The organism is Streptomyces asiaticus (assembly GCF_018138715.1).
Lineage (GTDB): Bacteria > Actinomycetota > Actinomycetes > Streptomycetales > Streptomycetaceae > Streptomyces > Streptomyces asiaticus.
In genome coordinates, this window is the sequence record NZ_JAGSHX010000006.1 from 7,798,407 (window position 1) to 7,813,056 (window position 14,650).

Annotated in this window: 14 protein-coding genes and 2 pseudogenes; 13 read left to right on the plus strand and 3 right to left on the minus strand. The window is 69.9% G+C overall.

The window, feature by feature from the left end:
* Positions 1 to 24 precede the first annotated feature (24 nt).
* Positions 25 to 1,332 carry a sensor histidine kinase gene (locus tag KHP12_RS41170; protein ID WP_244202442.1) on the minus strand — a complete coding sequence of 436 codons (1,308 nt, stop codon included), beginning with the start codon at positions 1,330 to 1,332 and terminating at the stop codon, positions 25 to 27.
* 151 nt (positions 1,333 to 1,483) lie between these two features.
* Here KHP12_RS41170 and KHP12_RS41175 point away from each other — a divergent pair, with 151 nt between their 5' ends.
* From KHP12_RS41175 to KHP12_RS41200, 6 genes are all read left to right on the plus strand, one after another.
* Positions 1,484 to 2,110: a hypothetical protein gene (locus KHP12_RS41175; RefSeq protein ID WP_086879234.1), complete on the plus strand. Its 627-nt coding sequence runs from the start codon at positions 1,484 to 1,486 to the stop codon at positions 2,108 to 2,110.
* The gene (locus tag KHP12_RS41180; RefSeq protein WP_086879235.1) at positions 2,110 to 2,808 is read left to right on the plus strand and encodes an ABC transporter ATP-binding protein; all 699 of its coding nucleotides are present in this window, start codon (positions 2,110 to 2,112) and stop codon (positions 2,806 to 2,808) included. Before KHP12_RS41175 ends, KHP12_RS41180 begins: the two co-directional genes overlap by 1 nt.
* On the plus strand, positions 2,805 to 3,557 hold the full coding sequence (locus KHP12_RS41185; RefSeq protein ID WP_086879236.1) for an ABC transporter ATP-binding protein: 753 nt from the start codon (positions 2,805 to 2,807) through the stop codon (positions 3,555 to 3,557). The genes KHP12_RS41180 and KHP12_RS41185 overlap by 4 nt, the downstream gene beginning before the upstream one ends.
* Positions 3,554 to 6,214 carry an FtsX-like permease family protein gene (locus KHP12_RS41190; RefSeq protein ID WP_086879237.1) on the plus strand — a complete coding sequence of 887 codons (2,661 nt, stop codon included), beginning with the start codon at positions 3,554 to 3,556 and terminating at the stop codon, positions 6,212 to 6,214. Before KHP12_RS41185 ends, KHP12_RS41190 begins: the two co-directional genes overlap by 4 nt.
* 50 nt (positions 6,215 to 6,264) lie before the next feature.
* Positions 6,265 to 7,011, plus strand: a complete 747-nt coding sequence (locus KHP12_RS41195) for a response regulator transcription factor (protein ID WP_086879263.1) — start codon at positions 6,265 to 6,267, stop codon at positions 7,009 to 7,011.
* Between the two features lie 240 nt (positions 7,012 to 7,251).
* A complete protein-coding gene (locus KHP12_RS41200) occupies positions 7,252 to 7,455 on the plus strand; it encodes a hypothetical protein (RefSeq protein WP_246648844.1) in 204 nt (67 codons plus the stop codon).
* 2 nt (positions 7,456 to 7,457) lie between these two features.
* Here KHP12_RS41200 and KHP12_RS41205 read toward each other — a convergent pair whose 3' ends face one another.
* The gene (locus KHP12_RS41205) at positions 7,458 to 8,066 is read right to left on the minus strand and encodes a pentapeptide repeat-containing protein (protein WP_211834324.1); all 609 of its coding nucleotides are present in this window, start codon (positions 8,064 to 8,066) and stop codon (positions 7,458 to 7,460) included.
* A gap of 78 nt (positions 8,067 to 8,144) precedes the next feature.
* On the opposite strand from KHP12_RS41205, the gene KHP12_RS41210 reads away from it, so the two are divergent.
* The 5 genes and pseudogenes from KHP12_RS41210 to KHP12_RS53035 all read left to right on the plus strand — a co-directional run.
* Positions 8,145 to 8,735: a TetR/AcrR family transcriptional regulator gene (locus KHP12_RS41210; RefSeq protein ID WP_086879239.1), complete on the plus strand. Its 591-nt coding sequence runs from the start codon at positions 8,145 to 8,147 to the stop codon at positions 8,733 to 8,735.
* Between the two features lie 47 nt (positions 8,736 to 8,782).
* Positions 8,783 to 9,651 (plus strand): annotated as a pseudogene (locus KHP12_RS41215) (epoxide hydrolase family protein).
* A 449-nt stretch (positions 9,652 to 10,100) separates the two neighbouring features.
* Complete coding sequence (locus tag KHP12_RS41220; protein ID WP_037952788.1) at positions 10,101 to 10,949, plus strand: oxidoreductase; 849 nt, start codon at positions 10,101 to 10,103, stop codon at positions 10,947 to 10,949.
* Complete coding sequence (locus KHP12_RS41225; protein ID WP_086879240.1) at positions 10,949 to 11,590, plus strand: TetR/AcrR family transcriptional regulator; 642 nt, start codon at positions 10,949 to 10,951, stop codon at positions 11,588 to 11,590. Before KHP12_RS41220 ends, KHP12_RS41225 begins: the two co-directional genes overlap by 1 nt.
* Positions 11,551 to 11,754, plus strand: a pseudogene (locus KHP12_RS53035) (NF041680 family putative transposase); the annotation flags it as partial. The gene KHP12_RS41225 and the pseudogene KHP12_RS53035, both read left to right, overlap by 40 nt.
* A gap of 131 nt (positions 11,755 to 11,885) precedes the next feature.
* Here the strand turns inward: KHP12_RS53035 and KHP12_RS41230 are convergent.
* On the minus strand, positions 11,886 to 12,560 hold the full coding sequence (locus tag KHP12_RS41230; RefSeq protein WP_086879241.1) for a GntR family transcriptional regulator: 675 nt from the start codon (positions 12,558 to 12,560) through the stop codon (positions 11,886 to 11,888).
* Between the two features lie 118 nt (positions 12,561 to 12,678).
* On the opposite strand from KHP12_RS41230, the gene KHP12_RS41235 reads away from it, so the two are divergent.
* Positions 12,679 to 13,515: a fumarylacetoacetate hydrolase family protein gene (locus KHP12_RS41235; protein ID WP_086879242.1), complete on the plus strand. Its 837-nt coding sequence runs from the start codon at positions 12,679 to 12,681 to the stop codon at positions 13,513 to 13,515.
* A 15-nt stretch (positions 13,516 to 13,530) separates the two neighbouring features.
* Positions 13,531 to 14,457, plus strand: coding sequence for a VOC family protein (locus KHP12_RS41240; RefSeq protein ID WP_086879243.1), 927 nt, complete (start codon positions 13,531 to 13,533; stop codon positions 14,455 to 14,457).
* The last annotated feature ends 193 nt before the right edge of the window (positions 14,458 to 14,650 follow it).

Sequence of the window (14,650 nt, forward strand, 5' to 3'; positions counted from 1 at the left end):
GGCGGTCGTCTTCGACCGCCCGCCTCACTCGTGCGATGGCGGTGGCTCCGCGACCGGCAGCAGCAGGGTGAAAGTGGTGGGTGCCGCCCGGGCGAGCGTGAGTCGGCCTCCGGCGGCCTCGGCCATCTCCCGTGCCAGCGTCAGGCCGATGCCGCTGCCTGCCCGGGAGGTCGTCGTGCCCCGCTCGAAGAGGGCCCGCCGGTCGAGCGTCAGCGAGCCCTCATCGGACACATCCACGGCGCCCGCGCCGCCCATCTCGCGCACCGTGACCTCGACCGTGCCGCGGCCATGGCGCAGGGCGTTGTCCAGCAACACGTCCAGAACCTGCTCTGCGGTGCGGTCGGGGATCCGCAGACCCTCCCCGCCGGGCTCGACACCGAAGACCAGACGGCGGCCCTCGGCGGCGAACGTGCCGTACCAGCGGCGCTCCACCCCCTCGACCACCTCGGCGGCGGGCCGGGTGGTCGGGGGAACCCCGGGGCGTGGCGTCGCCCTGGCCAGCCGGAGCACCTCGTCCACGGTCTGCTGAAGATGCCGGACCTGCTCCAGGGCCTCCGTCACGGCCGCTCGCAGATCCCTGCCGGGGCCGGCGGCGGCCGCCTCCAGACCCAGTTGCAGACCGGCGAGCGGGGTGCGGAGCTGGTGGGAGGCGTTGGAAGTGAAGTGGCGCTCGTGCTCAAGCCATCGGGCCAGTTGCTCGACCATGGTGTTCTGGGTACGCGCCACCTGGTCGATCTCGGCGATCGCGCTGCCTTCGGCGCGCGCGGTCAGATCCCCTTCCGCCACCGCTCCGGCCTTCGCCGAGAGCGCCTCCAACGGCGCGGAGAGCGTACGCGCCTGCCGGCGTGCCACCACGACGGCCGTGATGAGCGCCACCAGGGCGGCACCGGCCAGGCCGAGCCAGGCCAGGGCGACGCGACGCCAGACCTGCGGTGTCCCGGTCGAGGCGCGGACCACGCCGATCACCTGTTCTCCGGAGGGGATGGGCACGGCCACCACGATCTGGTGATCGCCACGCCCCCGCGTCACCGCCCCGCCCTGGGCCAGGCGGGTGATCGCGTCCGCCTTCCTGGGACCGCTGCCGTCGCGCAGCCGCCCGGAGAGGTCGTACACTCCGACGTCGGTTCCCCGCTCATGGGCGGGCAGTTCCACATGGTCGCCCGCCACGAACTGCGGGGGCACATGGACCGCGGCCGCCAGGGCCACGCGCTCCAGCTCATCGCGCTCGTCCGCGAAGAAGGACGTCTGGATCCCGAACGCCAGCGGCGCGGCGAGGAGGACGAGCGCCACCAGCACCGCCATCACGGCCACCCGCATCACGCGCTGTCTCATACGCCCATCATGAGCGCGGGCGCGCCCGGTGGGGCCGAGGCAGGGACACCACCGACCGGTTTTGCCGTCGTCTAACCGTCGTCGTGGCGAGCGTTTACCACCTCCTCCCTAGCGTCGGAGACACCAGCGGTTCGCCTATGTGGAGGACACCATGAGCAAGCGAGCCATCCTCGCCGTTCCCGCCGCCGTCGCCCTGACCACCGCGGTGGTCGCGGGCTGCGCCGGTTCCGGCGGGGGCTCTCACAGCGGTTCCAAGGCCTCTTCAGGGGCGTCGTCCACCCAGCGGACCGGCCCGGCCCCCGCCGAGTCCAACCCGCCTGGTGATATTCCCGACAACCAGGTGTACGTTGCCTACCGGCCGCCCGCCGGAGGGTTCACGGTCAAGGTGCCCGAGGGCTGGGCCCGCTCCGCCACCCACGCGACCACCACGTTCAGCGACAAGCTCAACAAGGTCGAGATCGCCCAGGCGTCCGCCGGGACCGCGCCCACCGTCCAGTCGGTGAGGGCACACATGGTTCCGGCCCTCCGCAAGCAGGCGCCGCACTTCGCACTCGGCGGTGTCACCACCGTCCACCGGAAGGCCGGGTCGGCCATCCGGATCACCTACCGGACGGACTCGCCCCCCAATCAGGTGACGGGCAAGCGCGTGCGGGACGCGGTGGAGCGGTACGTGTTCTTCCACAACGGCCGGCAGGTCGTCCTGACCCTGGCCGGCCCGGTCGGCGCCGACAACGTCGACCCCTGGCGCATCGTCAGCGATTCGCTCCGGTGGCAGTGATGACCACCACCTCCACGGCAGCCGCGCGGGCCGACGGGGCGACCGCCCTCGACGCCAGGGAGCTCTACCGGTTCTTCCGCACCGGAGAGGAGGAGACCCTCGCCCTGCGCGGGGTGTCCCTCCACGTCCAGCGCGGCGAGACCGTCGCCGTCGTCGGCCCCTCCGGTTCGGGCAAGTCCACCCTGCTGGCATGCCTGGCCGGGCTGGACGAACCGGCCGGAGGCTACGTCCACGTCGGCGGGGAGCGGATCAGCCATCGCCCCGAGGCCCAGCGGGCCCGGCTGCGCGCCCGCCGCATCGGCGTCCTGCTGCAGTCCGGCAACCTCATCGCCCATCTGGACGTACGCGAGAACATCCGGATCGCCCAGGCCGCCGCCGGCCGCCGCGACGTGTCCGACATCGCCGCCCTGCTCGACGGGGTGGGCCTGAGCGGCCGGGCACACGCCCTGCCGCATGAACTGGCCGGCGGTGAACTGGCCCGCGCAGGGCTGGCCGTCGCCCTGGCCAACGACCCCGATGTGCTTCTCGCCGACGAACCCACCGGCGAGCTGGACGGACGGACCGAGCAGCGCGTACTCGACCTGCTGGGGAGCCGGTCCGACGCCGGCCGCGGAGTGCTGGTCGTCACCCACAACACCGAGGTCGTCAGCTTCGCCGACCGTGTGCTTGTCCTGCGCGACGGAAGGATCCAGCCGTGAAGGCCCCCGGCACCGGCCTCCTCGTCGACACCCTCATCGACTGCCGCGACGCCGCCCGCACCTACGGCCGGGGCGAGAACGCCGTCGTCGCGGTGCACGGCGCGACCTGCCAGGTACGGGCCGGCGACCGCATCGCCATCATGGGCCCCTCCGGATCCGGCAAGTCCACGCTGCTGCACCTGATGGCCGGACTGGAACAGCCCACCAGCGGGAAGATCGGCTGGCCCGCCCTCGGCCGCCCCGCCACGGCCCATGACATCGGCGTCGTCTTCCAGTCCCCGAGCCTGATCCCGGCCCTCGACGTGGTGGAGAACGCGGCACTGCCGCTGGTCCTGTCGGGTACGGCGGAGCCCGAAGCCCGCCGGCAGGCGCTCTCCGCCCTCGACGCGGTCGGTGTCGCGGACCTCGCGGACAAGCTGCCCGAGGAACTCTCGGGCGGACAGGCACAGCGGGTGGCGGTGGCCAGGGTGCTCGCGCTGCGCCCGAAGGTGGTCCTCGCCGACGAACCCACCGGACAGCTCGACCGCGCGACCGGCCGCCATGTGCTGGACGTCCTGCTGGACACCGCGGCCGAACTGGGCGCCGCGCTCGTGGTGACCACCCACGATCCCACCGTCGGCGAACGCCTCACCGAGCGCTGGCCCATGCACGAGGGGCGGCTGGCCACCACGGCCCCCGCCCCCGCCGTGTCCACACCGCGCGCCGCGCCGCGGGCGCGGCCCAACGCGGCACAAGGGGAGACATCGTGATCATCACCTGGCTGTCCGGGCTCGTCCGGCGCCGCAGTGGCCGGCTCCTCGCCGCCGCGCTCGGCATCTCGCTCGCCGTGGCGCTGGTCGCCGCGCTCGGCTCCTTCCTGACCGCCTCCAAATCCACCATGACCGACCGCGCGGTGCGCTCGGTCGCGGTCAGCTGGCAGGTCCAGGTCCAGCCGGGCGCCAAACCGGCCTCGGTGCTGCACACCGTACGGTCCGCGCCCGGCACACGCACCGCGCTCCCCGTCGGATTCGCGCACAGCACCGGTTTTCACGCCAGGACCGGCGGATCCACTCAGAGCACCGGCCCGGGAGTCGTGCTCGGCCTGCCACCCGGCTACCGCACCGCCTTCCCCGGCGAGATACGGCAGCTCACGGGCAGCGCCTCCGGGGTGCTCATCGCCCAGCAGACCGCGGCCAATCTGCATGTCGCCCCCGGGGACACCATTACCATCGGCCGCCCGGGAGGCGGTCCGGCCCATGTGAAGGTGGCCGGGGTGGTCGACCTGCCCCAGGCCGATTCCCTCTTCCAGAAGGTCGGCGCCCCACCCCAGACCCAGCCCACCGCGCCGCCCGACAATGTCATCCTGCTGCCCGCCGCACAGTTCACCAGGACCACGGCGCCCATCAAGGCCGCCGACCCGGCCGCGGTCACCACACAGATCCATGTCGCCCGGGACGCCCGGCTGCCCGCCGACCCCGCCGCCGCGTACACCGCGGTGACCGGTGCCGCCCACAACACCGAGGCGCGCACCGCCGGTGGCGGGCTGGTCGGCGACAACCTCGGCGCCGCGCTCGACAGCGCACGCCAGGACGCCCTCTACGCCCAGATCCTCTTCCTCTTCCTCGGCGTGCCCGGGGCGGTGCTGGCCGCCCTGCTGACCGCGACGGTGGCCGGAGCCGGAGCCGACCGGCGACGGCGCGAGCAGGCCCTGCTGCGCACCCGGGGGCTCGGCTTCCGCCAGGTCGTCGGCCTCGCGGTGACCGAATCCGCCACCGTCGGCGTGGTCGGGGGCCTACTGGGCATCGGTATCGCCGCAGGCGTGGGCCGAGCCGCTTTCGGTACGGCGTCCTTCGGCTCCACCGCGGCATCGGCGGCCGGCTGGTTCGCGCTCGCCCTGCTGCTCGGGCTGGTCATCGCCGCGGCGGCCGTCCTGGTGCCCGCCGTGCGCGATCTGCGACAGGGCACCGTGGCCGAGGCCCGCCGGGTGGTGGGCCGGGCGGGCACCCCGCGCTGGATGAAGTTCTACCCGGATCTCATCCTGCTGGCCGTGTCCTACTTCGTCTTCCGCGCATCCAGCTCCAACAACTACTCCCTGGTCCTGGCGCCGGAAGGCGTCCCCACCATCTCCGTGTCGTACTGGGCCTTCCTGGGGCCGGCCCTGCTCTGGCTCGGCTCCGCCCTTCTACTGTGGCGGCTGGTGACGCTCGCCCTGACCTACGGGCGGCGTCCGCTCGCCCGGCTGGTCCGGCCACTGACCGGTGCCATGGCCGGAACCACCGCGGCGAGCCTGTCCCGGCAGCGCCGCCCGCTGGCTCGGGCCATTGTGCTGCTCGCGCTGGCCCTGTCCTTCGCCGTTTCCACCGCGGCGTTCAATTCCACCTACCGGCAGCAGGCCGAGGTCGACGCCCGGCTCACCAACGGCGCCGATGTGACGGTGACCCAGTCACCTGGCTCCCGCACCGGACCCAGCGCGGCCAACCCTCTGGCGGCGATCCCGGGGGTGCGCCACGTGGAACCGCTTCAGCACCGGTTCGCCTACGTCGGAGCTGATCTGCAGGACCTGTACGGGGTCCGGCCCTCCACCGTCACCTCCGCCACCTCCCTGCAGAACGCCTACTTCGCCGGCGGCAGCGCCAAGAGCCTGATGTCCAAACTGGCCACCCGGCCGGACTCCCTCCTGGTCAGCGAAGAGACCGTCAAGGACTTCCAACTGGCTCCCGGCGACACACTCAAGCTGCGGCTGCAAGACGCCCACACCAAGACGTTCCACACTGTGCCGTTCCACTACGCGGGCGTCGTCAAGGAATTCCCCACCGCACCCCGCGACAGCTTCTTCGTCGCCAACGCCGGCTATATCGCCAAGACCACCGGCAGCGACGCGGTCGGCACCTTCCTGGTCGACACCGGAGGCGGCAACCAGAAGGCCGTCGCCGCGCGGCTGCGCCACCAGCTCGGCACCTCCGCGAAGGTCACCGACATCACCCAGACCCGGTCCCAGGTCGGGTCCAGCCTCACCTCCGTGGACCTGTCCGGGCTCACCCGGATCGAACTCGCCTTCGCGGTCCTGCTGGCAGCCGGCGCGGGCGGCATCGTCCTCGCCCTCGGCCTCGCCGAACGGCGCCGCACCTTCGCCATCGCCACCGTCCTCGGCGCCACCCGGCGGCAGCTCAAGGGACTGGTCTTCAGCGAGGCCGCCACGCTCACCGCGGCCGGGCTGGCCGGAGGCGCGCTCATCGGCTGGGCCCTGACCCAGATGCTCGTCAAGGTGCTCACCGGCGTCTTCGACCCGCCACCGGAAGCCGTGGCCGTGCCCTGGCCGTATCTGGCCCTGACCCTGGCGGCAGCCCTCGCGGCCATCGTCGGCGCGGCGCTGAGCGGAGTCCGCAGATCCGCCCGGCCTGCCGTGGAAGAGCTGCGTGAACTCTGAGACGGCCTGTCCGTGCGTCCCGGGCGGCGAACGGACCTACGATGCGGAGCATGCGGACGACAGGAGCCAAGGACGCGGTAATCCTACTGTTCATCGAGGACGACGAGGTCATCGGGCGGCATGTGGAAGCAGGTCTGCGATCCCACGGCTACGCCGTGACCTGGACCCGGACCGGCGGCTCCGGCCTGGTCGAGGCCGCCAGACTCCCCATCGACGTCGTCCTGCTCGACCTCGGCCTCCCCGACATGGACGGCATCGATGTGGCCCGGCAACTGCGCGACGAGCACTCCGATGTCCTCATCCTCATCCTGACCGCCCGCAGCGAGGAGATCGACGTCATCGTGGGCCTGGACGCGGGCGCCGACGACTACCTGGTCAAACCCTTCAGCCTGACCGTGCTGCTCGCCCGCCTCCGCGCCCATCTCCGCCGCCGCCCGCCTGCCCCGGGGGGACCGGACGAACCGGTCCGGATCGGGGATCTGACCGTGGACACCGCCGCGCGCCGCTGCCTCCTCGGCGATCGGGAGGTCGAACTGCGCCCCAAGGAGTTCGACCTCCTCGCGGTCCTGGTCCGACATCCGGGGGAGGCCATCTCCCGCGAATCGCTCATGGCGCAGGTGTGGGACGAGAACTGGTTCGGGCCGACCAAGACGCTTGACGTCACCATGTCCTCCCTGCGGCGCAGACTTCAGGCGGCCGCCTCCGCCGTACACGCGCCCGTCGCCCTGCCCGCCCTCACCACTCTGCGGGGATACGGCTACCGGCTCGACCCATCTGGGCAGCTGGATGGCAACTGAACCCGTTGTGCTTGTCGTCATGCAAGGCGATGTGCGGCTCGATTGCCGCTTCAGCCGGCGGCTCCAGGTCGATTGGCTCCAAGAGCGCCTCGCCGCAGGCGCGACCCGAGTCGGTGGCGGCCAGAGTTTCTGAGCGGGGCGGGTCGCGCGGTCAGCCCTCGGGGTGCAGCAGACCGCGCCGGTAGGCGGGGATGAGCCGCCGCGGCTGTCCTGGACCTGCTGCGGCGTGCCTCGCCCGACGTGCTCGCGCTCCCGGACAACGCCGACGCGCTGCCGTTTCCAGCCGAGTTGCGGCGGATCCCGCTGGGCAGAACTCCGCTGTCGGACCACTACGACCTCGCGCCCCTGGCCGTTGGTGTCGATCCCGGCCGGCTGCTGAGCGACCTGCGCTGTGTGCACCGCGCCGCCCACCTGTTCGGTGGGCATCCGCACGCCGTCCCCTGAACTCAGGCCACGTTGAGCCCCAGTGCGGTGATGAGGACAGCGGCCTGTTCCAGGCTGACCGTGGCTCTTCCCAGCTCGGCGGTGAGCGGGTCGAGCGAGGAGAGGTCGCTGCCGCGCAGGTCGCAGCGGATGAAGTTAGCGCTGTGCAGTTGCGCTCCCGACAGGTCGGTCTCGGTGACATTGGCGTCCTCCAGCCGTGCACCGGTGAGATCGGCTTCCCGCATCCGCACGGAGCGCAGGGAAGCGCGGCGCAGATCGGCGCCCGGCAGTCCGACGAATGACCAGTCACCGCCGCTGACCTGGAAAAGGCTGAACGTGCACTGCTGGAACAGGCTGCCCACGAGCTTGCAGTCGGTGAACCGGGTGTCGAAGAAGACGCAGTGGCTGAAGGTGCAGTTGGTGAAGGCGGCTGCAGTGTGCTGAGAGACGTTGAAGCGCACTCCCCTGAAGGTGCAGTGGTCGAAGACCGCGCCCTCGTTCGTCACCTCCGTCATGTCGACGTCGATGAATGCGTAGCGGGTGTAGCGGCGAGCGGAGACGTCCTGGCCGTACCAGTCCTGTGACCGGATGACCTCGACGGGCGGTGGTGGTGCGGGAGTGTTCGTCGGCATGTTTATATTGAACCATCGTTCAACGGAAAAGTCGGCCACCGAGGCGCCGGACCGTACTGATGAGGAAGGAGGGGCGCGATGCCCCGCACTCCGGAAGCGTCTGCTGCCGTTCGGGATGCCACCCGGGCTCGTATCCGCCGGGCTGCCGTCCTGCTGATGGCCGAGCAGGGCTATCACGCCACCACGCTGCGCCAGGTCGCGGCCCGTGCGGGAGTGGCCGATGGGCTGCCCTCGCGCTATTTCGGGAGCAAGTCCGGTCTGCTGATCGATGTCGCCGACGGCTGGCGGGAACGCACACGCAGCGCACTCGCCGCCCAGCAGGGCAGCGACCCGAAGGTCACATTGCGGCTGCTCGTCCGCTCAGCCCTGTTGGGGCTGGACACCTCCCCCGAGGAAGTCGACGAAGGACGCGCGGTCTCCGCGCTGCTCGCCGATCCGCAGGCTCGGGACGTCCTGCGCGAGGCCGGAGCGGACATCGCCTCCGCCGATTTGCTGCAGGCCCTGGACGATGCCCTGGTAGAGGCCGGCTCGCCCGATCCCGACGGTGACCGGCTTGTGCTCATGGCGGGGATCAGGGGCGGGCTCGTTCTCGCCGCTGAGGACGCCGACTTCCCCTTGCGGCGACTGGAGGACGCCCTGCTCGACCGGATCCTCCCGCAGATCACATAACCACCCGGCTACACCGGCCGCCCGGCCGCTCACGCCCGGGCCTTCACATGTCTTCCGAAGAGCCTGCAACGCATGCGACGACCACCCGGCCCAGCGATATCCGCCCCTTCCGGGCATCCATACCGCAGGGCGCTCTCGATGATCTCAACGAGCGGCTGGCCCGCACCCGCTGGCCCGATGACCTCCCCGGCACCGGCTGGGAGTACGGCGTGCCTCTCACCTACTTGCGCGAACTCGCCGAGTACTGGCGCACCGGCTACGACTGGCGCACTCACGAGGCCCGGCTGAACGCCTTCCCCCAGTTCCTCACGGAAATCGACGGCACCCAGGTGCACTTCCTGCACGTGACCTCACCCGAGCCGGACGCCGTGCCGCTGATCATGACCCACGGCTGGCCCGGCTCAGTACTCGAGTTCCTAACGGCTCGGCTACCGGCATTACATGGCGCAAGGGGGCGACTTCGGATCCGGGATCTCCCGGGAACTCGGCCTCATCGCACCGGACCGGCTGATCGGCATCCATCTCAACAGCCCGCCGACCTTTCCCGTCGGCGATCCGTCCACACTCGGAGAGGTCGACCGTGAACGGTTGGGCAGCTGGGCCCGCCACCAGGCGGAAACCTCCGGCTACGGTGCCGTGCAGTCCACCCGGCCGCTCCTCCGCCCGCCTCTACAAGGAGTCGGCCCGTACCTGGGGTGAGGCGGAAGTGTCCCGTGTCCCCACCGGCTTCGCCGTCTTCCCCCACGACATCACCCTGCCGGTCAAAGCCTTCGCCGAGGAACTCGACCACATCGTACACTCGACGGAGATGAATCGCGGAGGCCACTTCGCGGCGATGGAAGAACCCGACCTGCTCACCATGGACATCCGGACCTTCGCCCGCACCCTGACCACACGGCCGACCGGCGCCTCCTGAAAGCGGGCGGCGGTCGACACGGCCGAACGCTCCCGGTCGGGCCCGGGGCTCCGGCGCCCACGGGCTGCCTCGCGAGTCCACATCCACACTCGTCCGCCCTCGGGACCCGCCGTGCGTACTCCCCGAACCAGCGTTATCGATGCGGTCGCCGCAGGAGTGCTGATCACCTCAACCGCGATCGTCATCACACTCCTGTGGCCCTTCTGACCACCACACCCTTGTCCAGCACATCCGGCCGTACCCGGGTCCCTGAGTAGGGCCCTCGGACACGGCGAAATCCTTGGACCCCGCCAGACCACCTACGACCTGCAGCGACGCATTCCTGAACGGCACAGGTCGGCGGAGCCGTAAGGCGTCAGAATCTGCATGACGATGACAAAAATCGGCGTCGTGTAGAGTTTGAGATGAGGGAGCAACCAGGCTCCTTCCGAATCCCAGATGGAGGAACAATGCAGGAACAGAAGTGGCTCATCACCGGCGTCAGCACGGGCCTCGGACGTGCCTTCGCCCAAGCGGCCCTGGCCGCCGGGCACACCGTCGTCGGTACGGTCCGCTCGGAGAAGGACCTGCGGGCCTTCGAAGAGCTCGAACCCGGGCACGCTCACGGCCGCATCCTGGACGTGACGGACGGCGACGCCGTCTCGAATGTGATCACAGAGGTAGAGCAGAGCGTCGGAGCTTTGGATGTCGTCATCGCCAACGCCGGCTACGGCCTGGAGGGCACCTTCGAGGAGACGCCGCTGGCCGAGGTGCGGCGGCAATTCGAGGTCAACGTATTCGGGGCAGTGGCCACCCTGCAGGCAGCACTGCCCCACATGCGTCGGCGTCGCCGCGGACACCTGATGGCCGTCACCTCCATGGGCGGGCTCATGGCCGTGCCCGGTATGTCCGCCTACTGCGGCAGCAAGTTCGCGCTGGAAGGCATCCTCGAGGCGCTGGGCAAGGAGGTCGCGCAGTTCGGGATCCACGTGACGGCGATCGAGCCCGGCTCCTTCCGCACCGACTGGGCCGGACGGTCCATGACACGCACCGCGCAGTCCATCGACGACTACGACGAGCTGTTCACCCCCATCCGCGAAGCGCGGCAGAAGGCAAGCGGGAACCAACTGGGCAACCCGGCCAAGGCCGGGGAAGCCGTCGTGCACATCACGACGGTGGACCAGCCGCCGGCCCACCTCGTCCTGGGCTCGGACGCGCTACGACTGGTCACCGCCGCGCGCACGGCCGTGGACGAGGACATCCGCACATGGGAGACACTCTCCCGTACGACCGACTTCGCCGAGGGTGCTCAGCTCTGATGCCCGGCCACCACCCCGGGCGAAGCCGACGCGCCGCCGAACGCAAGGGCGATGTCCGGGAGCGGGCCATTCTGGACACCTGCGAAGCTCTGCTGACGCGGAAGGGCTACGACGCCATGACCGTCGGCGACATCGCCCAGGGCGCCGGCATCACACGCGGCGCCCTGTACTTCTACTTCGGCTCCAAGCAAGAAGTGGTCACGGCGCTCGTGGCCCGGACGGTTGAGCACCTGTGGGAGCGGTCCTGGGTCACCGCGCAGGCCGATGAGCCGCGCCAGGCCATCGCGGCGGCCATGCGGCGCACGGTCGAACTGTGGAACGAGCACGGCCCGGTCATGCGCACGGCGATCGACCTGTCCCTGACCGTGCCGGAGATCGGCGAGCTGTGGAGCCGTACAGCCGACTTGTTCATCACAGCCATCACCGCTGTCCTGGAACGAGCCGGCATTCAGGTCGGCATCGAACCGGAACAAGCGTCGGCGATGGCACGCGCCCTGTGCTGGATGATCGAGCGGACCTTCTACCATGCCTCGCAGGAGTCCCACGAGAATTTACAAAAGGCATCCTCGACCTGCGAACACATCTGGCTGGTCAGCGCCGGCCTGACCGCGTCCGACGGGGGCTCCGCCACCTCCGCGTGAAGACCGCCCGTCCCGCCGACGTGCCCAGACCCTTCAAGTCCGGCCCCGGACGCCCACCTGGCTCGAAGAACCGCAGGCCAGCCCCCCGTCACGAGCCTGGGAAGACCGTGAAACGAAACGAAACCCTCACCGAACACGTCCGCCTGAAACAGCAGCAAGGTTAATGATCAAGCTTAGAGGACACCGACTGCCTGGGCGCGGTGAACGACCGCCGCCGAGACCACGGCGCGAGGCAGCCTCGCTGACCAGCACGTTTCTTTCAACAACCACATGGGGGGCCGGGGTCCTGCTTGCCTTATTCCTCGTGCCGCCCGTAATCGTTGAGCAGTAGTTGCGTGGTGATGTTGATGTGCTGGCTGAGTGCCTCGACGACGCCTGGTACATCCCGGGCGATGGCGTAATCGCAGATCATCTGGTGTTCTGCGGCGACATCGCGGTGGCTGTGCTCGGCCGGTGTGCGGGCCCAGCAGCGGTAGATCTCAGCGGCATCGCGCAGCTGTGTGGCGATGTCCCGCAGCTGCCGGTTGGGACATCCCTCCAGCAGGACGCGGTGGAAGCGGGCGTGGGCGTTCAGCCAGCGTTCGCTGAGGGCTCCGTCGTCGCTGAAGTACGGAGTGCGGGCGAGATGGTGGTGTGCCGCGAGCAGATCGGACTCCCACTCGATGGTGCCGGCGGCGACGGACTCCCGGACCACGTGGGTTTCGATGAATACGCGGGCCTCGGTCAGCTCCTGCAGGCGCTCGGGGGAGACGGTGACGACCCGGAACCCTCGCTGCGGCGCGAAGGTCGCCAGTCCTTGGCCGACCAGCCGGGGCAGCGCCTCCCGTATTACCCCGCTGCTGGCGCCGTAGCTGTCCTTCAGGGCTTCCACGCGCAGACGTGAACCGGGCTCGTGCCGTCCGTTGAGGATGTCCGCGCGCAGCCGCTTGTAGATCTCCTCGGCGCGTGTCATGGAGCGGGTCGTGGTCATGTCGAAGATACTAGCACCTCTAGGTATTTTAAAAAAACCTCGAGATTTCGTTGACATGTCGACGGTGAGGGCGTTGACTCCAGGCATTCAGTAGCAAGAGCACCGGAGGCAGCGCACTATGAGGACGACGACCCGATCCGGACGGATGTGTCTGGTGACCGGAGAGGCGGTGATCGATGTCGAGCAAGCCAGTGCTGGTCGGTTTTCGGCTGATCCGCTGGCAGTGTTCGAGGAGTGGGACGCGTTCCGGTCGTGGGCTGCAAAGCTGGAGCCTGCGGGCGCCCACGGATCGACTGGGCCGGACGGCAGCGTTTCGCCGACGCCGCGGCAGGTGTTCGCGATCGGGTTGAACTACCGCGACCACGCCGAAGAGGCCAGCCTGGCGGCGCCTGAGTCCCCGTCGGTCTTCACCAAGTTCGCCACGGCCCTCACCGGCCCGGACACGCAGCTGAGGCTGCCCAGCGGCCGCGTCGACTGGGAAGCCGAGCTTGTGGTGGTGATGGGGCGCCGGGCGGAGCACGTGGCCGCCGGGGACGCCTGGTCCTACGTGGCCGGGCTGACCGCGGGGCAGGACTACTCCGAGCGCGAGGTGCAGTCCGTCGGCCCCGTGCCGCAGTTCTCCCTCGGCAAGTCCTTCCCCGGATTCGCGCCGACCGGGCCGGTACTGGTTACGCCCGACGAGTTCGCGGATCCGGACGACCTGGCGATCGAATGCCTCGTCAACGGGGAGAGCGTCCAGAAGTCCCGCACCTCGTCGATGATCTTCCCGGTCGCGGAACTGATCGCACGGCTGTCCGCGGTCTGCCCGTTGCTGCCGGGCGACCTGATCTTCACCGGCACTCCCGCAGGAGTCGGACACGCCCGCACCCCTCAGCGCTACCTGCGGCCAGGAGACGAGGTCATCACCCGCATCGAGGGCATAGGACAGCTCCGGCAGACCTGCGTCGCCGCCTGAGAGAAGGGCACCACCATGGCCTTGCACAGACTGCAGTCACTCACCGTCGGCGTGCCGAACGTGGCCGAGGCTGCCGACTACTACATCGACTTCGGACTCGAACAGGTGGCACCCGGACGGTTCGTCACCGTCGAAGGCGGTGAACAGTTCTTCCTCGAACATTCCCCCGTCCGGCGCCTGCTGGCGATGACGGTCGCCGCCGACGACGGCGACGACCTGGACCGGATCGCCGCGAACCTGGAACGGCTCGAGCTGTCCTGCGAACGCGACGCCAACGCCCTGCGTACCACGGAACCCATCGCCGGTATCTCGGTGGAAGTGCGCATCGCACCCCGGCTGACCCGGATCACCGTCCCGGCCACCCCGTACAACGGTCCCGGACGCCTGGACCGTGCCGGCACCCGAGCCCAAGTAGTCTCCCGCACCGACCCGGTCCGGCCCCTGGCCCTGGGCCACGTCGTCATCGGTTCGGTGGAACAGGAGTCGACACAGCGGTTCTTCACCGAAGGACTCGGATTCAAGGTCAGCGATGTTGTGCCCGGCTCGGCCGCGTTCCTGCGCTGCTCCACCGACCACCACAACGTCCTGGTGCAGCAGGCGCCGCTCAACTTCCTGCACCACACCTCCTGGCAGGTGACGGATGTCGACGAGGTGGGCCGGGGCGCCACGCGCATGCTCACCGAGCACCCGGAACGCCATGTGTGGGGGCTCGGCCGCCATCACATCGGCTCAAACTTCTTCTGGTACCTCAAGGATCCGGCCGGCAACTTCAGCGAGTACTACGCCGACATGGACTGCATCGTCGACGACCAGCTGTGGACGCCACGGTCCTTCGAAGGAATGCAGGCGCTCTACACCTGGGGGCCTCCGCCGCCGCCGTCGTTCCTCGCTCCCGAAGACCTGGCCGCGCTGATGGCCGGCGCCCATGAGGCCAATAACTGAGAGCGCCCGACACCGTAACCCGCGGCGAGGCGCGTTGCCCCGCCCGCATCACACGGATGAGGCCCCGAGCCGCATTCCTGCGCCGACCCGCCGTCGACGAGCCGCACGTAAGACACCTCCGCCCCTTTCCCGCAGCGCCGCGGTCAGCAGTCGCGACGGGTGAGGCTGCTGAAATCGGAGCCAGAACATTGAG